Raw genomic sequence first — 23,183 nt, forward strand, 5'->3', positions numbered from 1 at the left:
GGAAGGAGTCCATCATGAGCAGCGTCACTGTAGACCACGTGTCGCCGGGCCACGGCCACGGTCACGATGACCACCACCACGCCACCCCCACCGGCTGGCGCCGCTGGCTTTTCGCCACCAACCACAAAGACATCGGGACGATGTATCTCATCTTCTCGTTCGTCATGCTGCTCGAAGGCGGCACGCTGGCGCTGCTGCTGCGTACCGAGCTGTTCGAGCCGGGCCTGCAGTTCTTCCGCCCCGAGCTGTTCAACCAGTTCACCACCATGCACGGCCTGATCATGGTGTTCGGCGCCATCATGCCGGCTTTCGTGGGCTTCGCGAACTGGATGATCCCGATGCAGATCGGCGCGTCCGACATGGCCTTCGCCCGCATGAACAACTTCAGCTTCTGGCTGCTGCCGGTGGCCGCGATCATGCTGACGGCCTCGTTCTTCGTGCCGGGCGGCGCCACCGCCGCCGGCTGGACGCTGTACGCGCCGCTGTCGCTGCAGATGGGCCCGGGCATGGACCTGGCCATCTTCGCCATGCACATCATGGGCGCGTCCTCCATCATGGGCGCCATCAACATCATCGTGACCGTGCTGAACATGCGCGCGCCGGGCATGACGCTGATGAAGATGCCGCTGTTCTGCTGGACCTGGCTGATCACCGCGTTCCTGCTGCTGGCCGTGATGCCGGTGCTGGCCGCCGCCATCACCATGGTGCTGACCGACCGCCACTTCGGCACCGGCTTCTTCAACGCCGCCGCCGGCGGCGACCCGGTGCTGTACCAGCACGTGTTCTGGTTCTTCGGGCACCCCGAGGTCTACATCATGATCCTGCCGGCGTTCGGTATCGTGTCGGCCATCGTGCCCGCGTTCGCCCGTAAGAAGCTGTTCGGCTACGCCTCGATGGTGTATGCCACCGCCTCGATCGCCGTGCTGTCGTTCATCGTGTGGGCCCACCACATGTTCACGACGGGCATGCCGGTGACCGGCCAGCTCTACTTCATGTACGCCACCATGCTCATCTCCATCCCGACCGGGGTGAAGGTGTTCAACTGGGTCGCCACCATGTGGCGCGGTTCGATGACGTTCGAGACGCCGATGCTGTTCTCGATCGGCTTCATCTTCGTGTTCACGATGGGCGGCTTCACCGGCCTGATCCTGTCGGTGGCGCCGATCGACATCCAGGTGCATGACACGTATTACGTGGTGGCCCACTTCCACTACGTGCTGGTGGCCGGCTCGCTGTTCGCGCTGTTCGCCGGCACCTACTACTGGCTGCCCAAGTGGACCGGCCGCATGTACAGCGAAAAGCTGGGCAAGCTGCACTTCTGGTCGACGCTGATCTCGTTCAACGTGACCTTCTTTCCGATGCACTTCCTGGGCCTGGCCGGCATGCCGCGCCGTTACGCCGACTACGCCGCGCAGTTCACGACGTTCCACCAGATCGCCACCATCGGCGCGTTCTGGTTCGGCCTGTCGCAACTGATCTTCCTGTGGGCGGTGCTGCGCTGCTACATGGGCAAGGGCGAGAAGGCCACCGCCAAGCCGTGGGAAGGCGCCGAAGGCCTGGAATGGACGGTGCCGTCGCCCGCGCCGTTCCACACCTTCGAGACGCCGCCCGAAGTCAAGTGAGCGCCGATCCGAAACCCGCAACAGGCAGCATGGCCATGACCCCCGAGCAGCGCCGACGCAACAAGATCGCAGGACTGGTTCTGCTGGTATTCGTCATCGCCGTGTTCGCCTGGACCGTGTTCCGCGGTTCGGCGCTGCTGGCGGGCAAAGCCATCGGCGGCTAGCGAACCATGAGCGACGACCTGCGTGAATCCGCCCAGCGCAAGCTGAGTTTTCTTCAGACGATGAAGGCGGTGGCGTGGGGGTTTTTCGGCGTCCGCAAGGGCGCGGGCTACCGCGAGGACAGCGCCAGGCTCAATCCCGTGCACGTGATCGTGGCGGGACTGTTGGCGGCGGCGATCTTCGTGACCGTGCTGGTGTTAATTGTGCGTTGGGCGGTTTCCAGCCTGACTTGAATCACTTAATTCTATAAATCAGTACCAGGGAGAAAGCCATGAGTGCAAGCCACTCGGTTCAAGGTAAAGAGGCACCCTATTACTACGTGCCCGCCGATTCGGGTCATCCCGTGCGCACGGCGGTGGCGCTGCTGCTCATGGGCCTGGGCGCCGCCGGCTGGATCAACGGCGTGAGCTGGGCCAAGTGGTCGGTGCTGGTCGGCTTCATCGCGCTGATCGTGGTGCTGTACTACTGGTTCGGCGACGCCATCCAGGAATCCGAGGCCGGCATGAACAGCAAGCGCATCGACGGGTCGTACCGTTGGGGCATGAGCTGGTTCATCTTCTCGGAAGTGATGTTCTTCGCGGCGTTCTTCGGCGCCCTGTGGTACGTGCGCACCATCACCACGCCGTGGCTGGGCGACATGGACCACCGCCTGATGCTGTGGCCCGACTTCCAGGCGGTGTGGCCCAACTTCGGTCCGGCCGGCGTGGTCGAGCACTTCCAGACCGTGGGCCCCTTCTGGCTGCCGACGATCAACACCGCGCTGCTGCTGAGCTCGGGCGTGACGCTGACCATCGCCCACCACGCGCTGCGCGAGAACCATCGCGGCAAGACCATGTTCTGGCTGGCCGCCACGGTCATCCTGGGTTTCATCTTCGTGGCCTGCCAGGCCGCCGAATACCACCATGCGTACACCGAGCTGAACCTGAAGTTCAATTCGGGCGCCTACGGTTCGCTGTTCTATATGCTGACGGGCTTTCACGGCTTCCACGTGATCCTGGGCGCCACGATGCTGACGGTCATCCTGATCCGCCTGATGCGCGGCCATTTCCGGCCCGATCACCACTTCGGCTTCGAAGGCGCCGCCTGGTACTGGCACTTCGTGGACGTGGTGTGGCTGGGCCTGTACCTGTTCGTCTACTGGTTCTGAGGCGCGGGCCCGGCGCTGCCGGGCCGGCGGCTGGACGGGGCGAGGCTGGCGGGCCGCCGGGAAACCGGCGCCGCCGGCCTCGCCCTTCGCTCGATGGCGGTCCGTGTTCCAATAGGCGGCTGGACGCGCGCCGGGAACCGGCGGCCAGCGGGGCTATCTAAGCCCGGTGCTTTCGATCCAGCCCATGTGGTGGGCGAACAGCACGAACAGGAACAGCGCCACCGACAGGCCGATGCGCACCGTCAGCGCGTTGACCGTGCGGTTGGTGCTGCCTTTGTCCCGCATCAGGTAGACCAGGGCGGATGCCAGACTGGCCAGGATACCGATGAAGGCCAGTACGACGAAAACGCGCATGATGGTCTCCGGACAAAATCGATTGATTCAATACAGATGGCCCGACCGCATTCAACCCGCTACACGGTAGCCGCTTTGCTCCTGCTGGGGATCGCCGTGGTGATCCTGGCCTCGCTGGGCCAATGGCAACTGCGGCGGGCCGACGAGCGACGCGACATTCTGGCGGCTATCGAGGCCGGCCGCAAGCAAGCGCCGCTGGTGCTGGCGCCGTCGACCGCGCCGGCCGACCTGAAGCCGTGGCGCGTGGCGCAGGCCAGCGGCACCTGGCTGCCTGAATTCAGTGTACTGCTGGACAACCGCAACCACGATGGCAAGCCGGGCTACTGGCTGGCCACGCCGCTGCTGCTGGATGCGGAAAAGCGCACGGCGGTGCTGGTGCTGCGCGGCTGGCTGCCGCGGGTGATCCAGGGCCAGGGCGCCCCGGTGCTGCCCGCCGCGCCTGAAGGCGTACAGACCATCAAGGGCGAGCTGTCGCCGCGCGTGCCGCGCATGTTCGAGCTGTGGTCGCTGGGGGGCCAGGACGCCTCCAGCCTGCCGGCCTCGCTGCCGGCGCCCGGCGGCGTCGTGCCGCAGGTGCAGAACCTGCCGCTGGAGGCCTACGCAAAGGCCACCGGACTGACCCTGCTGCCCACGGTGGTGAGCCAGTTCGGCCTGGGCGAGGACGACGGGCTGGTGCACGACTGGCCGCAGCCGTCGGTGAATTTCCAGCAGAACACGGTGTACGCCGTCGAGTGGTTTTCCTTCGCCTTGTTTGCCGCCATCGCCTGGCTGGTGGTGCTGGGGGGCGCCATCAAGCGCATGCGCCAGCGCGCGGCCGACGATCCGGCGGCCTGACCGCCTCTCCCGACAATAGAATCCATGACCCACGTGGCTCGCGACATGACTGCTTCCAAACCCGCCCGGCGCTCGCTGACGCCGATGGTGCTGGTGTTCCTGTGCACGCTGGCGCCTATCGTGGCGGCCTTCGTGGTCTACATGAACCCGCAATGGTGGCCGGCGGACGCCAGCAACTACGGCCAACTGGTCGAGCCGCAGCGGCCCGTGCCGGCGCCGGGGGCGCTCAAGCTGACCACGCTGGACGGCAAGCCGTTCGACCTGCAGAGCCTGAAGGGCAAGTGGCTGCTGGTCGCGGCCGACGGCGCGGCCTGCCCGGAAAGTTGCGCCCGCAAGCTCTACATCACCCGCAATACCCACGCCAGCCAGGGCAAGAACGTCGATCGCCTGGCGCGCGTCTGGTTCATCACCGACGATGGCCCGGTGCCGGACAAGGTGTTGGAGGCCTACCAGGGCACGATCATGCTGCGCGCCGATCCGGACCAGTTGGCGCGCTTCCTGCTGGCGCGCGATGCCGCGGTCGGACAGCCCGGCCTGGCGCAGCCGATCTGGGTGATCGACCCCCTGGGCAACCTGATGATGCAGTATCCCGCCGACGCCGACGGCGTGAAGGTGCGCAAGGACATCAGCAAGCTGGTCTATAACTCGCGCATCGGTTGAATCGGTATTTAGTTGATTTCCATGGAACGCATCAAAGCGCGGTATCGCAAACTCGTCTTCTTCACCTGGTTCCTGACGCTGGACCTGATCATGTTCGGCGCCTTCGTGCGCCTGACGGACTCGGGCCTGGGCTGCCCGGACTGGCCCGGCTGCTACGGCAGCGTCACGCCGCTGGGGGCGATGGGCGATATCCACGAGGCCTCGCAGGCCATGCCGTTCGGGCCGGTGACGCTGTCCAAGGCCTGGATCGAGATGATCCATCGCTATGTCGGCTCGATCCTGGGCATGTTGATCATCGGCATCGTCTACATGGCCTGGCGCTACCGCCGCGAACTGGGCCGCTCGCCGGCCCTGGCGGTGACGACGCTGGTGGCGGTGTGCGTGCAGGGTGCGTTCGGCGCCTGGACCGTGACCCACAAGCTCATGCCCGCCGTGGTCACGGCGCACCTGGTGTTCGGCCTGTCGGTGCTGGCGCTGATGACCTGGCTGTCGGCGCGTGAACGCCCGCACCATGCGGTGGCCGCCGCGGCGCGGCGCTTCAAACCGTGGGTGGTCGGCGGCTTCATCCTGCTGCTGATCCAGGTGACGCTGGGCGGCTGGGTCAGCACCAACTACGCGGCGCTGGCCTGCATGGATTTCCCCATGTGCCACGGCAAGTGGGTGCCGGACATGGACTTCCATGGCGGCTATTCCATCATCCGCGGGCTGGGCGAACTGCCGTCCGGCGAAATGATCTCGCAGCCGGCGCTGACGGCGATCCACTGGGTGCACCGCAATTTTGCCTTCGTCGTGTTTGCCTACCTGGGCGTGCTGGCCTGGCGCCTGCGGGCCGACCGCGGCCTGCGGGGACCGGCCACGCTCATGCTGGCGCTGCTGGGCGCGCAGTTGCTGACCGGCCTGACGACGATCTTCTTCCAGTGGCCTTTGTTGATCGCGGTGTTGCACAATGGCGGGGCCGCCGGCCTGACGCTGGCCGCGGTGGTCCTGATGGTGCGCCTGTCCACCGCGGGCGGGGCGCCGGCCGGGGGCTACGGCCCCAATTCGGTGCGCGTTTAAAATAGGGTGCATGATGACCAGTCTTGCCGCTCCCCAATCCGGATTGCTCCGCCAGTATTTCGTTCTCACCAAGCCGCGCGTCACCCAATTGGCGGTGTTCTGCGCGGTGATCGGCATGTTCCTGGCCGTGCCGGGCGTGCCGGACATGCGCCGCGTGCTGTTCGGCACGCTCGGCATCTGGCTGCTGGCGGCCGCCGCCTTCGCCATCAACTGCCTGATCGAGCAGGAAGTCGACGCCCGCATGCTGCGCACGGCGCGGCGCGCCACCGCGCGCGGCACCATTTCCGCGTTCCAGGTGCTGAGCCTGTCCGGCCTGCTGGGCGGCGCCGGCATGTTCGTGCTGTACACGCTGGTCAACCCCCTGACCATGTGGCTGACCTTCGCCACCTTCGTCGGCTACGCCGTCATCTACACCATCATCCTGAAGCCGCGCACGCCGCAGAACATCGTCATCGGCGGCCTGTCGGGCGCCATGCCGCCGGCGCTTGGCTGGGCGGCGGTGGCCGATTCCGTGCCGGCCGAGGCCTGGCTGCTGGTGCTGATCATCTTCATCTGGACGCCGCCGCATTTCTGGGCGCTGGCCCTGTATCGCAACCATGACTACGTCAAGGCCGGCCTGCCGATGCTGCCGGTGACGCATGGCCAGCAGTTCACGCGCCTGCAGATCCTGCTCTACAGCATCGCGCTGGTCGCCACCACGCTGCTGCCCACCGCGATCCGCATGAGCGGCGCGCTGTACCTGGCGTCGGCGCTGGTGCTGGGCGGCATGTTCGTGTCGTACGCCTGGCGGCTGTACCGCAACTACAGCGACGAGCTGGCGCGCAGCATGTTCCGTTTTTCCATTCTCTACCTGGCGCTGCTGTTCGGCGCCCTGCTGGTGGACCACTGGGTCGCGCTGATCTGACCCCCTGGAGATAAGTCGATGTCCGTATTTTCCGCCAGCCGGCGCCTGGCCCTGCGCCTGGCCACGGCCGCCGCGTTCACTGCCGCCCTGGCCGCCTGCGGCGACAACGCGCCCCAATTCAAGGGCAGCGACATCAGCGGCACCCAACTGGGCCGCGGCCTGGAGCTGTCGGACTACAACGGCAAGACGCGCACGTTGCAGGATTTCGCCAGCAAGGCGGTGGTGGTGTTCTTCGGCTTCACGCAATGCCCGGACGTCTGCCCGACCTCGCTGGCCGAGCTGACCGAGGTGATGAAGAAGCTGGGCCCGGACGCCGACCGCGTGCAGGTGCTGCTGATCACGGTGGATCCCGAGCGCGACACGCCGGACGTGCTCAAGCAATACGTAACGGCGTTCGACCCGCGTTTTCTGGGTTTGACCGGCACGCCCGACCAGGTGAAGAAGGCGGCGGCCTCGTTCAAGGCCTATTACGCCAAGGCGCCGACCAAGGACGGCAACTACACCATGGACCACACCGCGGCTTTCTACCTGCTGGACGGCAAGGGCGAATCGCGCGTGCTGGCCAACAACAACATCGGGGTCGACGCCCTGGTGCACGATATCCAGGCCCTGCTCAAGGGCTGATCCGGGACGCGCTTGTGCCTGGTCCGCCCTCAGGCGGTCCGCGGCGCACCGGCTGCTTATCCCAGGCCTGGCGCGTGCCGGCCGGCTTTACACGCCGCCCGCCGCCGTCCAGCCGGACAGCGCGGCACGGGCCTGGTCGCTGAGTTCGGCGGCGGGGATTTCGCGGCGGTGCGACATGATCATCAGGGCATAGGGGGCGGCCAGCGCGGCGGCTTCGGGGCACAGGCGTGATTCGTCGCCGGTCGACGGCGACACATTGCGCCAATAGTTGATGGCCGCTTCGATCTGAGGCAAGGTGATGGCATTCATGGTCCTATTGTCCACGAATGCCGCGGGCTGTCCACCCGCCCTGGCGCAGCAATGAAGCGTCACCATCGCAACATGCCGAAACCGCATCCGGGTGCTATACCACTGCCGGTTAGTAACGATGGAGCATCGTCATGAATTACCCCGTCCCAACCGAATCTTCCCGCCGCGGCCTGCATCCGCTGGTCGCGGCCGCCGCCATCGCGGTGATCGTCATGTGCTCGGTCGGTGTCGCCGCCGTGATGGGCTGGCTGCCGACGCCATCGGCCACGCCGCACGCCGAGGACCCGGCGCTCGCGCAGGCCGGGCCCGAGGCCGCCAACCTGGCTCCGGCGCAGCCCGCGCCCGCCCAGCCGCAAGCCCCGGGCGCACGACCACAGGCCCAGGTCCAGGCCCAGGGCCGTCCCGCGCCGGCGCCCGCTCCCGCGCCGGCGGCACAGGCCTGCCGCACCTGCGGCGTGGTGGAAACCATTCGCCAGGTGCAGGTGCCGGTCAAGGACAATAGCGACCACCTGGTCGGCACGATCGCCGGCGGCGTCGCCGGGGGCGTGGTCGGAAACCAGTTCGGCGGCGGCAACGGCAAGACGGCGCTGACCGTGCTGGGCGCGGTGGGCGGCGCTTTGGCAGGCCGTGAAGTTGAGCGTAATATCAGGCAGCAACAAACGGTGACGCACTATGAGCTCACGGTTCGCATGAACGACGGCAGCACGCGGCAGTTCCGCAGCGCGCAACCGTTCGCGTTTGCGTCCGGCGACCATGTGCGCGTGGAGAATAATCAGCTGCTGCCGGGGTGACCAGTCAGGCCGGCGGCGCTTTGCGATCTATGGGAAGACAGGAATGAGCGACCAACACAGCAACCCGTTCGTCCTGCCCGGCATGGGCCAGAATTCCGACCTGTCGGGCAATCCGCTGCTGGCCAGCATGGAAATGATGCGCCAGGCCTGGGCCGGCCTGACCGGGCCGGGCGGGCTGGCGAGCAGCCTGCCGATGGCGCCGCCCATGAACCTGGAAGACCTGGACCGCCGTATCACCGAACTGCGCTCGGTCGAAAACTGGCTGCGCATGAACCTGTCGATGCTGTCCAGCACGATCCAGGGCATGGAAGTGCAGCGCTCCACCATCAGCACGTTGCGCGCCTTTGTCGACTCGGCCGCCAATCTGGACCTGGGCGCGGTGCGCGAAAGCGGCGCGGCGTCGCCGCTGGAAGTGGTGCTGGGCCTGAAACCCGCGCCGGCCGCCAGGAACACGTCGAAAGGCGCGTCGCAAGATGCCGCCGACGCCGCGAAGGCCGAGGCCAAGGCGTCCGAGCCCGAGGGCGGCGCGGCTGGCGCCCAGCCCGGCATGAGCGAGCAGATGGGCGCGGCGGCGCAATCGGCCTCCAAGGCCTGGTGGGACCTGCTGCAACAGCAGTTCAACCAGATCGCGGCGGCCACGGCCGCATCGATGCCGGGCAGCCAGCCGGCGCCCGAGGCCGACAAGTCCAAGGCCAAGCCGGGCGGCCCGCAAGCCGCGGCCGCCCCGGCGGCCAAGGCAGCCAAGCCGGTCGCCAAGCCCGCTCGCAAGGCCGCGCGCAAGCCGGCGGCCAAGACGGCCACCAAGAACAACGGGCCTGCCGACGGCAAGCCCTGATTTTTTCAATCCCGTCCCGGACCGCCGGATGGCGGTAGCGGGCGCATTCAAATACCGGAACCTATGCTTAATGTAGTGATTCTCGCCGCCGGACTCGGCAAGCGCATGCAGTCCGACCTGCCCAAGGTGCTGCATACCCTGGCCGGCAAACCGATGCTGGCACACGTGCTGGACAGCGCCCGCCAGCTCGAGCCGGCCCGCGTCATCGTGGTGGTCGGCCATGGCGCCGACCGCGTCAAGCAGGCTTTCGCGGGCCAGGACGACCTGCAATTCGCGTTGCAGCAGCCGCAGCAAGGCACCGGCCACGCGGTCCAGCAGGCCGTGCCGCTGCTGCGCGAAGGCGACGGCGAGGACGACGTGACGCTGGTGCTGTACGGCGACGTGCCGCTGGTGCAACCCGAGACGTTGCGCCGCCTGCTGCAGGCGCGTGGCGCCGGCGCCGCGGTGCTGACGGAAGTGCTGGCCGATTCCACCGGTTATGGACGAATCGTGCGCGACGCCGGCGGCAATGTCTGCCGTATCGTCGAGCACAAGGATGCCTCCGAAGCCGAGCGCGCCATCAAGGAAGTGAACACCGGCATCCTGGCCGCGCCGACTGCCCGGCTCAAGGACTGGCTCTCGCGCATCGACAACAACAATGCCCAGGGCGAGTACTACCTGACCGACGTGGTCGGCCTGGCCGTGGTCGATGGCGTGCCGGTGGGCGCGGCCCAGCCGGGCGCCTCGTGGGAGACGCTGGGCGTGAACAGCCGCGTGCAGCAGGCCGAACTGGAGCGCCGCTGGCAGGCCGAGCAGGCGCGTCGCCAGCTCGAGGCAGGCGTGACGCTGGCCGACCCCGCGCGTTTCGATGTGCGCGGCACGCTGAATTGCGGTCGTGATGTCTTTATCGACGTGGGCTGCGTGTTCGAGGGCCGCGTGACGCTGGCCGACGGGGTGCGCGTCGGCCCGCATTGCGTGCTGCGCGATGTGAGCATCGGCGCGGGCACGCAGATCGAGGCTTTCAGCCATCTGCAGCAGGCCCAGGTGGGCGGCGACGCGCGCATCGGCCCGTATGCGCGCCTGCGTCCGGGCGCCGAGCTGGGCGACCGCACCCATGTGGGCAACTTCGTCGAGATCAAGAAGAGCGTGCTGGGCGCCGACAGCAAGGCCAACCACCTGGCCTACATCGGCGATGCCGATATCGGCGCGCGCGTGAACGTGGGGGCGGGCACCATCACCTGCAACTACGACGGCGTCAACAAGCACCGCACCGTCATCGAGGACGACGCCTTCATCGGCTCGGATACGCAACTGGTGGCCCCGGTGCGCGTGGGCCGCGGCGCGACGCTGGGCGCTGGCACCACGCTGACCCGCGATGCGCCGGCCGAGAAACTGACGGTGTCGCGCGTCAAGCAGCTCACCATCGACGGTTGGCAACGGCCGGTCAAGAAGTCGTGACGCCGCCGGCGTCGCAAACCCCGGCCGGCGGCGCCAAGCCCGCCGCGCCGGACGGCCTGCCGGTCCCGCGCCGCTACTGGGCCGCGGCGACCGTCATGACAGGCATCAGCCTGTCAGTGCTGGACACCACCATCGCCAACGTCGCCCTGCCGACCATCGCGGCCGACCTGAACGCGTCACCGGCGCAGGCGGTGTGGGTGGTCAATGCCTACAACCTGGCGGTGGTGATGATGCTGCTGCCGCTGTCGGCGCTGGCCGAGCGCATCGGCTTTCGCCGCATGTTCACTTTCGGCTTGGTGCTGTTCACGCTGGCCTCGCTGGGCTGCGCGCTGGCCGGCTCGCTGGTGCAACTGACGGCGGCGCGGGTATTCCAGGGCGTGGGCGCCGCAACGCTGATGTGCCTGTTTGGCGGCCTGGTGCGCAATATCTATCCGCTCAAGATGCTGGGCCGCGGAATCAGTCTGAACGCCACCACGGTGGCGGTGATGTCGGTGCTGGGGCCGACCATCGGCTCGGCGATCCTGTCGGTGGCGCCTTGGCCGTGGATCTTCGCGGTCAATCTGCCGATCTGCGTGCTGGCCATGTTCGGCCTGCGCCATCTGCCTGAGGTGCCGCGCAACGACGTCAAGCTGGACTGGATCAGCGCCCTGCTCTGCATGGCGACGCTGGGCGTGTTCATCTCCGGCATCGACATGATGGGCCAGGACCTGCTGCGCGGCATCGGCCTGGTGGCGATCGCGGCCGTGGCCGGCCTGGTGCTGGTGCGCCGCGCCAGCCGCCAGCCCGCGCCACTGGTGCCGGTCGACCTGCTGCGCATCCGGCCGCTGGCATTCGCGGTGGGCGCGTCGGCCTGCACCTTCGCGGCGCAGATGGCGTCGTATGTGTCGCTGCCGTTCTATTTCCAGCAGGTGCTGGGCCGGCCTTATCTCGAGGTCGGCCTGCTGATGGGCGCCTGGCCGGTGGGCACGGCGCTGATCGCGCCGGTGGCGGGCCGCCTGTCGGACCGTTACTCCGCCGCCACCCTGAGCGGCGTCGGCGCGGCCACCATGGTGGCGGGCATGCTGTGGCTGGCGGCGCTGCCGGCGGCCGTGGGCAACGTGCCGATCATTGCCGGCATGTTCGTGGCCGGCGTGGGCTTCGGCTTCTTCCAGACGCCCAACAACCGCGCCATGCTGTCGGCCGCGCCGCGCGCCCGCAGCGGCGCGGCAGGCGGCCTGCAGGCCACCACCCGGGTGTTCGGGCAGAGCTTCGGCACCGCGCTGGTGGCGATCGCCTTCAGCGTCAGCGCAGCGCACGGCCCCGGGCTGGCGCTGGTGCTGGGCACGATCTGCGCCGGCCTGGCGGTTGTCGTGAACACCGTGCGGTTCAGCAAGCTGCGGGCGCCGTCGGAACCATAGCGGCCGGGGCGGAGGCGGCGCGGGACCGCCGGCCGCCGCCAAACCCGTGGGCCGCACGGCTTCTATAATGGCGGCCGGCGCGGTGACGGTTCGTCCCGGCGCGACGATTACCTATTTTTAAGGCGTTCAGGCATGAAGATCACGGTCGTGGGTACCGGTTACGTAGGGTTGGTGTCGGGAGCGTGCCTGGCCGACATGGGCAACGACGTCATGTGCCTGGACGTGGACGCGGCCAAGATCGCCCTGCTGCGCCAGGGCGGGATCCCCATCTACGAGCCCGGCCTGGAAGACCTGGTGCGGCGCAACGTGCAGGCCGGCCGCCTGCATTTCACCGACGACGTGGCCCAGAGCGTGGCCTTCGGCGACGTGCAGTTCATCGCCGTCGGCACGCCGCCGGGCGAGGACGGCTCGGCCGACCTGAAGTACGTGCTGGCCGCGGCCCGCAACATCGCCCGCCACATGACCACCCGCAAGCTGATCGTGGACAAGTCCACCGTGCCGGTCGGCACCGCCGACAAGGTGCGCGCCGCGGTGGCCGAGGAACTGGCCAGGCGCGGCGTCGAGGTGCCGTTCAGCGTCGCATCCAACCCGGAATTCCTGAAGGAAGGCGCTGCGATCAACGATTTCATGAGCCCGGACCGGGTCATCGTCGGCGCCGACGACGACTACACCATCGGCGTCATGCGCCGCATCTACGAGCCGTTCCAGCGCACCCACGATCGCCTGATGGTGATGGACGTGCGCTCGGCCGAGCTGACCAAGTACGCCGCCAACGCCATGCTGGCCACCCGCATCTCGTTCATGAACGAGATGGCCAACCTGGCCGAGGCGCTGGGCGCCGACATCGAGCAGGTGCGCCGCGGCATCGGCGCCGATCCGCGCATCGGCTATCACTTCCTCTATCCGGGCGCCGGCTATGGCGGTTCGTGTTTCCCCAAGGACGTGCAGGCGCTGGTCAACACCGCCGCCGAGAATGCGCTGCCGATGCGCGTCATCGAGGCGGCCGAGGCTGCCAACCACGCGCAGAAGTTCCGCCTGTCGGAAAAGCTGGTGGACCGCTACGGCGAGGACCTGAGCGGCCGCAGGATCGCGCTGTGGGGCCTGTCTTTCAAGCCCAATACCGATGACATGCGCGAGGCGCCCAGCCTGACCGTGATCGCCGAGCTGACGCGCCGCGGCGCCACCGTGCGCGCCTACGATCCGGTGGCCATGCACGAGGCCGCCCGCGTCCTCGATGGCAAACCCGGCGTGAGCTTCGCCACCGACATGTACGACGCGCTGGACGGCGCCGACGCGCTGCTGATCGCCACCGAGTGGAAGGTCTTCCGCGCGCCCGACTTCGACCGCGTCAAGGCGCTGCTCAAGACGCCGCTGATCATCGACGGCCGCAATCTCTACACGCCCGCCGACGTGCGCGCGCAGGGCTTTGAGTACTCGGGCATCGGCCGCGCATGAAGATCCTGCAGCTCAACTTCGAAAAGGGTTGGCGCGGGGGCGAACGCCAGACGCTGTACTGCATGCGCGCGTTTCGCAACGCCGGCCACCAGGTCGAAGTGCTGTGCCGCGAAGGCGGCCCGCTGGCCGAGCGCGTGCGCCAGGAGGGCTTCGTGGCGCACACCGTCCGCAACGTGCCGGCGCAACTGGCGTTCCTGGCGCGCGCGGGCAGCGGCTACGACATCATCCACGCCCAGACCGCCAACACCATCACCTGGGCGGTGCTGACCAAGTGGCTGCACCGGCGCCCGGTGGCGTTTTCGCGCCGCACCTCGTTCGTGGTCAAGCCCAACGAGGAATGGAAGACCGGCTTCAAGTGGCGCCACACCGACCTGTTCGTGGCGATCAGCGACATGGCCGCGAGCGAGCCGCGGCGCCTGGGGCTGGACCCGGTCATCATCCGCAGCGCGGTCGAGCCGCACCAGATCAACCAGGAGAACGTCGCCGCGCTGGCGCGCGAGTTCGATCTGGAAGGCAAGAAGGTCATGGCCACGTCGGCCGCGCTGATCCGCGACAAGGACCCGGTGACGCTGGTGCGCGCGGTGGCCGAACTGGCCCGGACGCGGCGCGATTTCGTCTTCCTGCATTTCGGCGCCGGCGGCGACCGCGAACAGCAGGCGCGCGACGAGGCGCGCGCGCTGGGCGTCGAGGACGTCTACCGTTTCGCGGGCTTTCGCAAGGGCGTCGAGGATTTCTACAGCATCCTCGACGTGTTCGTCATGAGTTCCGAGGAAGAGGCGCTGGGCAGCAGCGTGCTGGACGCCTTCCTGCAGCGGGTGCCGGTGGTGTCCACTGACGCTGGCGGCTTGAAGGAAAGCCTGGCCGACGGGCGCGGCGTGCTGTGCGCGGTGGCCGATTTCCATGCCATGGCCCAGGGCATGGCGCGTTGCCTGGATGATGCCGCGTTCCGCCAGGAGATCACCGAGCGCGCGTATCAGTACGTGCGCGACGAGCACGACGTGCAGAAGATGGGCAATCGTTATCTGGCGCAGTTCGAGCGGTTGCTGGCGGCCCGCTGAGGCGCGTCGCTATGGCGTCCGCACGTCGATGCGGGTCTCGAACTTGGCGCGGTGCACCGAGAAGAACGTGCGCACGTTGCGCACGTTGGCGTGCGCGGTGAAGGCGCGGTGCGCCAGCGCGTGATAGGCGGGCATGTCCCGGACCTGCGCGATCACCACGAAATCCGGCCCCGGCGACACGCGGTAGCACTGCAGCACCGCCGGTTCCGCCAACATGATCTGTTCGAAGGCGTCCAGGCTTTCGGCCGCCTGCACGTCCAGCGTGATCTCGACGATGGCGGTCAGCGTGCTGCCCAGCTTCCCGGCCGCCAGGATGGCCACCTGGCGCGCGATCACCCCTTCTTCCACCAGGCGCCGCACCCGCCGCAGGCAGGTCGGCGGCGAGGCGTGCACGCGCGCGGCCAGCTCCTGGTTGGTCAGCGAGTTGTCGTCCTGCAGCTGTTCCAGGATGCGCAGGTCCAGATCGTCCAATTCCGGCAGGGTGATCGGCTGGTTTTGCATGATTAATTCATGAATGGATGATTGGTGAAATATTATTTAATCACAAATATGTAAGTGAATAAACTGTCAAATATGACCAGATAAAGAAATCAAATTTCTTGTCGGGACGCGCACAATGCGTTCCGTACTCGAACTTTCAGGAGTCTCTCCTATGTGCGGCATTGTTGGCGCCGTCGCCCAGCGCGACATCACCCCGATCCTGGTCGAAGGCCTGAAGCGGCTGGAATACCGCGGCTATGACTCCTGCGGCGTCGCCGTGTACGCCGACGGCCACCTGCGCCGCACGCGCAGCACCCAGCGCGTGGCCGAGCTGGCCGAGCAGGTCGCGCAGGACCATCTGCAAGGCTTCACCGGCATTGCCCACACCCGCTGGGCCACGCACGGCGTGCCGGCCACGCACAATGCTCATCCGCACTTCTCGCGCCTGGGCAACGACGAACCGCGCATCGCGCTGGTGCACAACGGCATCATCGAGAACCACGACGAACTGCGCGCCGAGCTGCAGGCCGTGGGCTACGTCTTCGAAAGCCAGACCGACACTGAAGTGATCGCGCACCTGGTCAACCATCTGTACGCCGGCGACCTGTTCGAGGCCGTGCAGAACGCCGTGCGCCGCCTGCACGGCGCCTACGCCATCGCCGTGTTCTGCCGCGACGAGCCGCACCGCGTGGTCGGCGCGCGGCAGGGTTCGCCGCTGGTGGTGGGCGTGGGCCAGAACGAGAATTTCCTGGCATCGGATGCGCTGGCGCTGGCCGGCACCACCGACCAGATCATCTACCTGGAAGACGGCGACGTCGTCGATCTGCAACTGGCGCGCGTCTGGATCGTGGACGCCAATGGCAAGGATGTGAAGCGCGAAGTGCACACGGTGCACGTGCATACGGGCGCGGCCGAGCTCGGCCCCTATCGCCACTACATGCAGAAAGAGATCTTCGAGCAGCCGCGCGCCGTCGGCGACACGCTGCAGGACATCGAGTCCATCACGCCCGAGCTGTTCGGCGACGACGCCTACAAGATCTTCAAGGACATCGATTCGCTCTTGATCCTGGCGTGCGGCACCAGCTATTACGCCGGCCTGACCGCCAAGTATTGGATCGAATCGATCGCCAAGATCCCCGTGGCCGTCGAAATCGCCAGCGAATACCGCTACCGCGACAGCGTGCCGAACCCGCGTTCGCTGGTCGTCACGATCTCCCAGTCGGGCGAAACCGCCGACACCCTGGCCGCGCTCAAGCATGCCCGCTCGCTGGGCATGGAAAACACGCTGACCATCTGCAACGTGTCCACCAGCGCCATGGTGCGCGAGTGCAAGCTGTCGTACATCACGCGTGCTGGCGTCGAAATCGGCGTGGCCTCGACCAAGGCCTTCACCACGCAGTTGACCGCGCTGTTCCTGCTGACGCTGGCGCTGGCGCAGGTGCGCGGCCGCCTCACCGACGAGCAGGAGGCCGAACACCTGAAGGCGCTGCGCCACCTGCCCGTGGCCATCGGCTCGGTGCTGGCGCTGGAACCGCAGATCATGGCCTGGGCCGACCGCTTTGCCTCGAAGGAAAACGCGCTGTTCCTGGGCCGCGGCATGCATTACCCGATCGCGCTGGAAGGCGCGCTCAAGCTCAAGGAAATCAGCTACATCCACGCCGAGGCCTACCCGGCCGGCGAACTCAAGCACGGTCCGCTGGCCCTGGTGACCGAGCACATGCCCGTTGTCACCATCGCGCCCAAGGACGAGCTGCTGGAAAAGCTGAAGTCCAACATGCAGGAAGTGCGCGCGCGCGGCGGCGAGCTGTACGTGTTTGCCGACGCCGACAGCAAGATCCAGAGCGCCGAAGGCATGCACGTGATCCGCATGCCCGAGCACTACGGCAAGCTGTCGCCGATCCTGCACACGGTGCCGCTGCAACTGCTGTCGTACCACACGGCCTGCGCCCGCGGCACCGATGTGGACAAGCCGCGCAACCTGGCCAAGAGCGTGACGGTGGAGTGATATCGCGGCGAGGACGCGGGGCCGCCGCCGTGGCGGCCCCTTTCCATTGCCGGTCGGCGCCGACCCGAGCCGGCCGCGGCGGCTAGTCGATAATCGGGACGTGCGCGGCGGCAGTTTTCGGCAAGTCGCCGCTCAACCTCGGATCTCTCTGCACTTCCACCCGGATTGCGTACGGTTTGAAGCCCGCTTTCATGTAGAAGCGCAGTGCCGAAGGATGGTCGTAGGTGCAGGTGTGGACCCACATCCGGGTGATGGGCCGCACCCAGGCCAGTTCCACTGCCTTGCTCATCAGCGCGCGGCCCACGCCCCGGCCCGTGCACTCCGCGGTGAGCCCCAGGAACGCCAACTCGCATTCACCTTGCGTGCGGAAGTCCAACTCCAGAATGCCAACGTCCCCAAGTCCGGTCCGGACAATGTGGATGTCGACGTCGGGGTGCGCGAGGATGGCGGCCAACTCGCCGTCTTCCATGAAAAGGCGCGAAAACCACAGCCAGTCGGCCCCGACCTTGCGGAACAGCGCGCGGTAGGCATCCAGGCCGATTCCGGCAACCGGGGCCAGCTCGAAACCTTGGGGCAAGGAAGCGCCGGGCAAGTCGGGCCTGGACAGCATTTCGAGGTCGGTGACGACACTGGCAATGTGTCCGCGGGGGACGGCGGTGTAGCCGATGGGAATGGGCGAAGAGGCGGCGGTCATAGTCTGCTCGTTCAGTAACGGCAGCACTATGCCCGCGGGCGCGCGGCCCTGTCTTGAACGCTATTTCAGCCGTCGCGCCATTGGCCGGGCGGGACGCCGACGACGGCCCGGAACCTGCGCGTGAGGTGGGACTGGTCGGCAAATCCCAGGTCCAGCGCCACCGCCGCAATGTTCTCGCCTTGGGCGATTCTCTTGCGCGCTTCGGCAACCCGTTGGTTCCAGCGCCACGCCAGCGGGGGCATGCCATAGACCCTGGAAAAGGCCCGAACGAGCTGCACGGGCGTCATCCCCGCCGATGCCGCCAGGTCCGTCAGCGTCGGCAAGGCAGGGTCGTCGCGCAGGCGGTCGGCGATGCCGCTGATGGACGCCGGCACGTGCCTGGATGTCGCGGGTCCGCCCGATCCCGCCATCTGCAACAGTTCGTCGAAAACGTGGACCAGCCCTTCCTGCGCCACGCTCTCGGGCGTGTTCCGGTTCAGCGCTGACAGGATGGCGCCGCGCAGCCTGGCTGCAATGCCTGGCGCTTGCAGCAGGGGCTTGTCGAAAACGGTTTCCGGGTTGATGCCGAGCAGGACCGGGAGGGCGGCCGGGTCCACATACATGCTCGCGAATTGCCACGACTCACTGATGACATGGGAGCTTTGGACCTGCGCCGGGTTGTAGAGCGTGACGTCACCCTCGGCGGCATCGAAGCATTTCCTGTCGAGCGTGATTTTTTCCCAGCCCCGCACATTGACGCTGATCACGAATTCGTCGTGGAAATGGGGCGCAAAGCCGCGCGTGCCGTCCGCGATGTGCGCGACCTCGATACCGGTGAATTGACGGCGATTGAACGACCCCATGACGGCCATGTTAGCGCGACGCCCTGGCGCGCCGCGCGGCCGGACGTTGCCCTGCCGGACCATGTCCCGCTGGCATGGGGGCGCCCGGCCTCGGCCAGAGCATGAGCGGAACTAATGATTTCATCCAAATAAAATCATTTTTATTCATGGAAGGCGCAACATAAAATACGGCTCGAATATTGAAAGTGTCAAGACTGCCAAATCAAAAATCCGAAGAAATTTGGAAATAAATGACGGCGGAAAATAGACGCGAGCTTTTTGTCAGAAATTTGAGCGCCGGATCAGAATGAGTAAAGAGTTTACATTTGCCATCAAGAGCATTTGTTTCGATGAGGATTATCGTCCCGCGGACAATACGCGAATCACGACCAACTTCGCCAATTTGGCCCGGGGGGAGAGCCGTCAGGAGAATCTGCGCAATACGCTCAGGATGATCGACAATCGCTTCAACGCCTTGGCGCACTGGGATAATCCCAAGGGCGATCGCTATTCCGTAAAGCTCGAGATCATTTCCGTCGAATTGAATATCGAAGGCCAAAGCAGCGGTAACGGCCTGCCGCTGATCGAAGTGCTGAAGACGAGCATTTTCGACCGGCATACCAATGAACGCTTCGAGGGCATCGTAGGCAATAACTTTTCCTCGTACGTGCGGGATTACGACTTCAGCGTGCTGCTGCTGGAGCACAACAAGAATACGACCGCCTTCAGCACGCCGGAGAATTTTGGCGACCTGCACGGCAAGCTCTTCAAGAGCTTCGTGAATTCGAGCACCTATAAGGAAAACTTCCACAAGGCGCCCGTCATCTGTCTGAGCGTTTCGAGCAGCAAGGTCTATCAGCGCACCGAAAACCAGCATCCCGTGCTGGGCGTCGAATACCTGCAGGACGAGTATTCGTTGACGGACGAGTATTTCAAGAAAATGGGAATGAAGGTGCGCTACTTCATGCCGCCCAACAGCGCCGCGCCGCTGGCGTTCTATTTCACCGGCGATCTGCTGGGCGATTACACCAATCTCGAGCTGATCAGCACCATCAGCACGATGGATACCTTCCAGAAGATCTATCGGCCCGAGATCTACAACGCCAACTCGGCTGCCGGGAAGTCCTACCAGCCGAGCCTGAAGCACCAGGATTATTCCCTGACCCGCATTGTCTACGATCGGGAAGAGCGTAGCCGGCTGGCTGTCGAGCAGGGCAAGTTCGTCGAGGAAAACTTCATCAAGCCGTATCAGACGGTTCTTGAGCAGTGGTCCGCGGCCACCCCACATTGATTAATAAAGAGCATCAGGTCTTATTGTGAAAAAACTGCTTCCCACCTCCACCGCCGGCAGCCTGCCCAAACCTTCCTGGCTGGCAGAGCCCGAGACCCTGTGGTCGCCCTGGAAATTGCAGGATGGCGGACTGATCGAGGGCAAACAGGATGCCCTGCGCCTGTCGCTGCAGGAACAGCAGCACGCGGGCATCGACATCGTCAGCGATGGCGAACAGACGCGCCAGCATTTCGTGACGACGTTCATCGAGCACCTGGACGGCGTCGATTTCGAGAACCGCAAGACCGTCCGGATCCGCGACCGCTATGACGCGAGCGTGCCGACGGTGGTGGGCGCAGTGGCGCGCAAGAAACCGGTCTTCGTCGAGGATGCCAAGTTCCTGCGCCAGCAGACCAAGCAGCCGATCAAGTGGGCCCTGCCCGGCCCGATGACGATGATCGACACGCTGTATGACGATCACTACAAGAGCCGCGAGAAGCTGGCTTGGGAATTCGCCACGATCCTCAACCAGGAAGCCAAGGAGCTGGAAGCGGCCGGCGTCGACATCATCCAGTTCGACGAGCCCGCCTTCAATGTCTTTTTCGACGAGGTCAATGACTGGGGCGTCGCCACGCTGGAACGGGCCATCGAAGGGCTGAAGTGCGAAACCGCCGTCCACATCTGCTATGGCTACGGCATCAAGGCCAATACGGATTGGAAGAAGACGCTGGGTTCGGAATGGCGGCAATACGAGGAAGCCTTCCCCAAGCTGCAGAAGTCCAATATCGACATCGTTTCGCTGGAGTGCCACAACTCCCACGTGCCGATGGAGCTCATTGAGCTGATTCGCGGCAAGAAGGTGATGGTGGGCGCCATTGACGTGGCGAGCAATACCATCGAGACGCCCGAGGAAGTGGCCAACACCTTGCGCAAGGCGCTGCAGTTCGTGGACGCCGACAAGCTCTATCCGTGCACCAACTGCGGCATGGCTCCGCTGTCGCGTGCGATCGCGCGCGCCAAGCTGAGCTCGCTGAGCGCAGGCGCGGAGATCGTCCGCAACGAACTCTCGAACTGATTTCGAGACGGGAAATGGCCGTCGCAAGCTGCTTGCGACGGCCCTGCCCGCAAGGCCTTACATAGCATTCGCGCTGCACCCAGTCGCCAGTTTTGGCAGTCCCTACCATGTCACTCCCCAGTCCCGCCATCGAGCCGTTGCGCTTTCGTGAAGCGCTCGGGCACTACGCGTCCGGTATCACGGTGGTCACCACCCACATCGATGGCGAGCCGATCGGCTTTACCTGCCAGTCGTTCCACAGCGTGTCGATGAGCCCGCCGCTGGTGTCGTTCAGCGTGATGTCCAATTCGGCCAGTTATCCCAAGATCCGCCAGGCGGGCCGCTTTGCCGTGAACATCCTGTCGGATGCGCAAGTCGAGGTGTCCAACCAGTTCGCCCGGCGTGGCACAGACAAGTGGCGCGGCATCGACTGGAAGGAATCGCCGCTGGGCAATCCGCTCATTGCCGGCAGCCTGCACTGGATCGATTGCGAGATCCACGCAGAATACGCCGCCGGTGACCACGTGATCGTGATTGGCGAAGTGAAGGCGCTGAATCTGCAGGAAGCGGCGGCCACGCAGCCATTGCTGTATTTCAAAGGGCAATATCGCAACATCGCCGCGCACGGCGCGGCTTGAGCGCCAATCGCCGCTGGCCGAATCCGTTGCGGCGCGAGGTGGCGCGGCGCCCCTGAACGACTTGGTATCGAGCTGTCTTGAGTGCATTGAAACAGGCGTTGAACGCGAGACGCTTCGCCTGCGTGCTGGAGATCATTCCTCAACAGTCTCCCGCGCGCCGGGCCGCGCTCGAGCGGATCGTGCAACGCGGGCACCTGGCCGGCTGGCCGTTGCTGCCTGCCTTCGCCGACCGCGTCGGCCTGCATTCCGACCTGAGCCCCCTGCAGGGGGCAGGGGCGCTGGGCGATCCGGCTTCATCGCTGTTGCATTTCTCGGGCAAGGATCGCGCGCGCGCCGACCTGCTGGGCCAGATGGACGCGATGCAGGCGCGGGGCCTGTCGCAACTGCTGCTGCTCAGTGGGGACCGCCTGCCTGGCCATGATCCGGGACGGGCGCCCGTGCGCTATCTGGAGTCGGTGCCCGCGCTGCAGATTGCCCGCGAGCACGGCCCGGACTGGCTGCTGGGCGCGGCGTTGAACCCGTTCAAATACCGTGAGGAAGAAGGCGCCGCGCAGTACCTGAAGGCGCAGAAGAAACTGCTGGCCGGCGCGGATTTCCTGACCCTGCAACTGGGCTTCGACGCCGCCAAGCATCTCGAAGCCCAGGCCTGGATGCGCGCCCAGGGCTGCGTCAAACCCATGCTGGCCTGTGTGATGCGGCTGACCCACAGGCGCGCGGCGGCGTTGCAGGATGTGCCCGGAATCGTCATCACCGACGCCATGCGCGAATTGCTGGGCAGGGAGCAAGAGATTTCGCCCGCCGATGCCAGCGCGCGCAGCCTCGAGCGGCTGGCGCTGCAGATCGTGGGCCTGCAATGGATGGGTTATGCCGGTGTGCATCTGTCCGGAGTGCACACGCTGGACGAACTGTTGTTGCTGGAGCAGGCGATCGCCGAGCAACGGGATGCGGTGACCTCGCTGTCCGACTGGATGGATCGATGGCAGGCGAGTTGGCGGATGCCCGGGATACCCCAGACAGGCTTCGCCCCTGGCATTGACGCGTGGGAGCTGGGGCAGTCCGATGTCGCGGCCACTCCCGGGGAGCGTTTGCGCTATACGCTGCTTTCCACGGTGCATGAACAGCTCTTCGATCGCACGGGATGGCTCGGCAGCGCCTTTGGCTGGAGTGTGACGCGGCCGTTCTGGAAGACCGGCGTGGCGGCGCGGGCGCTGCTCGCGGTCGAACGGACATTCAAGCGGCCGCTGGTGGGTTGTGACACCTGTGGCACCTGCCGCTTGCAGGACACACTCTACGTCTGCCCCGAGACCTGTCCCAAAGGCCTGGCGAACGGCCCCTGCGGCGGCACCCGGCTCAATCGATGCGAATTCGGCGACCGGGAATGCGTGCACAGCGTCAAGTATCGGATCGCCAAGTCCGCGGATCGGTTGCCTGCGCTGGCGCAGACGTTGATTCCCTGTATCGAGGCGGGCGACCGGCATCGCAGCTCGTGGCCCGAATGGTTCAAGCTGGAGGATCCGACGCGGGGCAATGATTGCCAATCGTTGCCAAAGTCTGGTTGATACCTCGACGCTCCCTC

The 23,183-nt window shown here is 66.1% G+C and carries 25 protein-coding genes; 20 read left to right on the forward strand and 5 right to left on the reverse strand.

Translation table 11 applies throughout. The features are described from left to right. Positions 1-14 precede the first annotated feature (14 nt). The 4 genes from ctaD to ACUDCK_RS01150 are packed head-to-tail and all read left to right on the forward strand — an operon-like array spanning position 15 to position 2,931. On the forward strand, positions 15-1,622 hold the full coding sequence (gene ctaD / locus ACUDCK_RS01135) for a cytochrome c oxidase subunit I (RefSeq protein ID WP_049070636.1): 1,608 nt from the start codon (positions 15-17) through the stop codon (positions 1,620-1,622). Positions 1,623-1,657: 35 nt separating this feature from the next. Next, positions 1,658-1,786: a cytochrome oxidase small assembly protein gene (locus tag ACUDCK_RS01140; RefSeq protein ID WP_020925592.1), complete on the forward strand. Its 129-nt coding sequence runs from the start codon at positions 1,658-1,660 to the stop codon at positions 1,784-1,786. A 6-nt stretch (positions 1,787-1,792) separates the two neighbouring features. Continuing rightward, the gene (locus ACUDCK_RS01145; protein ID WP_006392371.1) at positions 1,793-2,017 is read left to right on the forward strand and encodes a DUF2970 domain-containing protein; all 225 of its coding nucleotides are present in this window, start codon (positions 1,793-1,795) and stop codon (positions 2,015-2,017) included. A 38-nt stretch (positions 2,018-2,055) separates the two neighbouring features. After that, the gene (locus ACUDCK_RS01150) at positions 2,056-2,931 is read left to right on the forward strand and encodes a cytochrome c oxidase subunit 3 (RefSeq protein ID WP_026383359.1); all 876 of its coding nucleotides are present in this window, start codon (positions 2,056-2,058) and stop codon (positions 2,929-2,931) included. Between the two features lie 153 nt (positions 2,932-3,084). Here ACUDCK_RS01150 and ACUDCK_RS01155 read toward each other — a convergent pair whose 3' ends face one another. Then, positions 3,085-3,285 carry a twin transmembrane helix small protein gene (locus ACUDCK_RS01155; protein ID WP_006392373.1) on the reverse strand — a complete coding sequence of 67 codons (201 nt, stop codon included), beginning with the start codon at positions 3,283-3,285 and terminating at the stop codon, positions 3,085-3,087. Between the two features lie 36 nt (positions 3,286-3,321). Here ACUDCK_RS01155 and ACUDCK_RS01160 point away from each other — a divergent pair, with 36 nt between their 5' ends. From ACUDCK_RS01160 to ACUDCK_RS01180, 5 genes are read left to right on the forward strand one after another with little or no spacing between them, the layout of a single operon-like run. Continuing rightward, a complete protein-coding gene (locus ACUDCK_RS01160) occupies positions 3,322-4,119 on the forward strand; it encodes an SURF1 family protein (protein ID WP_054503711.1) in 798 nt (265 codons plus the stop codon). 45 nt (positions 4,120-4,164) lie between these two features. Continuing rightward, the gene (locus tag ACUDCK_RS01165; protein ID WP_244976885.1) at positions 4,165-4,779 is read left to right on the forward strand and encodes an SCO family protein; all 615 of its coding nucleotides are present in this window, start codon (positions 4,165-4,167) and stop codon (positions 4,777-4,779) included. Between the two features lie 21 nt (positions 4,780-4,800). Then, positions 4,801-5,835: a COX15/CtaA family protein gene (locus ACUDCK_RS01170; protein WP_054503709.1), complete on the forward strand. Its 1,035-nt coding sequence runs from the start codon at positions 4,801-4,803 to the stop codon at positions 5,833-5,835. Positions 5,836-5,848: 13 nt separating this feature from the next. Then, positions 5,849-6,739 (forward strand): heme o synthase, encoded by an 891-nt coding sequence (gene cyoE, locus ACUDCK_RS01175; RefSeq protein WP_006392377.1) that lies wholly within the window; start codon positions 5,849-5,851, stop codon positions 6,737-6,739. An 18-nt stretch (positions 6,740-6,757) separates the two neighbouring features. Continuing rightward, positions 6,758-7,363, forward strand: a complete 606-nt coding sequence (locus ACUDCK_RS01180) for an SCO family protein (RefSeq protein ID WP_175167264.1) — start codon at positions 6,758-6,760, stop codon at positions 7,361-7,363. Positions 7,364-7,450: 87 nt separating this feature from the next. Here the strand turns inward: ACUDCK_RS01180 and ACUDCK_RS01185 are convergent, their stop codons facing one another. After that, a complete protein-coding gene (locus tag ACUDCK_RS01185; RefSeq protein WP_054503707.1) occupies positions 7,451-7,672 on the reverse strand; it encodes a DUF3717 domain-containing protein in 222 nt (73 codons plus the stop codon). Between the two features lie 131 nt (positions 7,673-7,803). On the opposite strand from ACUDCK_RS01185, the gene ACUDCK_RS01190 reads away from it, so the two are divergent. The 6 genes from ACUDCK_RS01190 to ACUDCK_RS01215 all read left to right on the forward strand — a co-directional run bounded on the left by ACUDCK_RS01190 (position 7,804) and on the right by ACUDCK_RS01215 (position 14,645). Next, a complete protein-coding gene (locus ACUDCK_RS01190; protein WP_175167263.1) occupies positions 7,804-8,463 on the forward strand; it encodes an outer membrane lipoprotein in 660 nt (219 codons plus the stop codon). 43 nt (positions 8,464-8,506) lie between these two features. Next, on the forward strand, positions 8,507-9,298 hold the full coding sequence (locus tag ACUDCK_RS01195) for a PhaM family polyhydroxyalkanoate granule multifunctional regulatory protein (RefSeq protein WP_175167262.1): 792 nt from the start codon (positions 8,507-8,509) through the stop codon (positions 9,296-9,298). Between the two features lie 63 nt (positions 9,299-9,361). Then, entirely contained in the window at positions 9,362-10,735 is a 1,374-nt protein-coding gene (glmU, locus tag ACUDCK_RS01200; protein WP_175167261.1) for a bifunctional UDP-N-acetylglucosamine diphosphorylase/glucosamine-1-phosphate N-acetyltransferase GlmU, read from the forward strand. Further along, positions 10,732-12,132, forward strand: a complete 1,401-nt coding sequence (locus ACUDCK_RS01205; protein ID WP_054503703.1) for an MFS transporter — start codon at positions 10,732-10,734, stop codon at positions 12,130-12,132. The genes glmU and ACUDCK_RS01205 overlap by 4 nt, the downstream gene beginning before the upstream one ends. Before the next feature lie 132 nt (positions 12,133-12,264). Then, the gene (locus tag ACUDCK_RS01210) at positions 12,265-13,587 is read left to right on the forward strand and encodes a UDP-glucose dehydrogenase family protein (protein ID WP_064524573.1); all 1,323 of its coding nucleotides are present in this window, start codon (positions 12,265-12,267) and stop codon (positions 13,585-13,587) included. Beyond that, positions 13,584-14,645, forward strand: a complete 1,062-nt coding sequence (locus ACUDCK_RS01215; RefSeq protein ID WP_064524574.1) for a glycosyltransferase family 4 protein — start codon at positions 13,584-13,586, stop codon at positions 14,643-14,645. The genes ACUDCK_RS01210 and ACUDCK_RS01215 overlap by 4 nt, the downstream gene beginning before the upstream one ends. A gap of 9 nt (positions 14,646-14,654) precedes the next feature. On the opposite strand, the gene ACUDCK_RS01220 is transcribed toward ACUDCK_RS01215, so the two are convergent. Then, on the reverse strand, positions 14,655-15,146 hold the full coding sequence (locus tag ACUDCK_RS01220) for an Lrp/AsnC family transcriptional regulator (RefSeq protein ID WP_049070653.1): 492 nt from the start codon (positions 15,144-15,146) through the stop codon (positions 14,655-14,657). A gap of 151 nt (positions 15,147-15,297) precedes the next feature. On the opposite strand from ACUDCK_RS01220, the gene glmS reads away from it, so the two are divergent. Further along, positions 15,298-17,130 carry a glutamine--fructose-6-phosphate transaminase (isomerizing) gene (gene glmS, locus ACUDCK_RS01225; protein ID WP_064524576.1) on the forward strand — a complete coding sequence of 611 codons (1,833 nt, stop codon included), beginning with the start codon at positions 15,298-15,300 and terminating at the stop codon, positions 17,128-17,130. An 82-nt stretch (positions 17,131-17,212) separates the two neighbouring features. On the opposite strand, the gene ACUDCK_RS01230 is transcribed toward glmS, so the two are convergent. Both ACUDCK_RS01230 and ACUDCK_RS01235 read right to left on the reverse strand, forming a co-directional pair. After that, entirely contained in the window at positions 17,213-17,824 is a 612-nt protein-coding gene (locus ACUDCK_RS01230) for a GNAT family N-acetyltransferase (RefSeq protein ID WP_175167260.1), read from the reverse strand. A gap of 65 nt (positions 17,825-17,889) precedes the next feature. Then, complete coding sequence (locus tag ACUDCK_RS01235; RefSeq protein ID WP_175167259.1) at positions 17,890-18,675, reverse strand: helix-turn-helix domain-containing protein; 786 nt, start codon at positions 18,673-18,675, stop codon at positions 17,890-17,892. Positions 18,676-18,952: 277 nt separating this feature from the next. On the opposite strand from ACUDCK_RS01235, the gene ACUDCK_RS01240 reads away from it, so the two are divergent. The 4 genes from ACUDCK_RS01240 to ACUDCK_RS01255 all read left to right on the forward strand — a co-directional run bounded on the left by ACUDCK_RS01240 (position 18,953) and on the right by ACUDCK_RS01255 (position 23,166). Next, positions 18,953-19,936 carry a DUF1852 domain-containing protein gene (locus ACUDCK_RS01240; RefSeq protein ID WP_054503697.1) on the forward strand — a complete coding sequence of 328 codons (984 nt, stop codon included), beginning with the start codon at positions 18,953-18,955 and terminating at the stop codon, positions 19,934-19,936. A 25-nt stretch (positions 19,937-19,961) separates the two neighbouring features. Next, entirely contained in the window at positions 19,962-20,990 is a 1,029-nt protein-coding gene (locus ACUDCK_RS01245; protein ID WP_175143653.1) for a methionine synthase, read from the forward strand. Between the two features lie 107 nt (positions 20,991-21,097). Then, positions 21,098-21,607, forward strand: a complete 510-nt coding sequence (locus ACUDCK_RS01250) for a flavin reductase family protein (RefSeq protein WP_054503695.1) — start codon at positions 21,098-21,100, stop codon at positions 21,605-21,607. A gap of 77 nt (positions 21,608-21,684) precedes the next feature. Next, positions 21,685-23,166 carry a methylenetetrahydrofolate reductase C-terminal domain-containing protein gene (locus tag ACUDCK_RS01255; protein ID WP_175167258.1) on the forward strand — a complete coding sequence of 494 codons (1,482 nt, stop codon included), beginning with the start codon at positions 21,685-21,687 and terminating at the stop codon, positions 23,164-23,166. Positions 23,167-23,183: the final 17 nt, after the last annotated feature.

The organism is Achromobacter sp. CF-sbj1-Ac2-l (assembly GCF_052698165.1).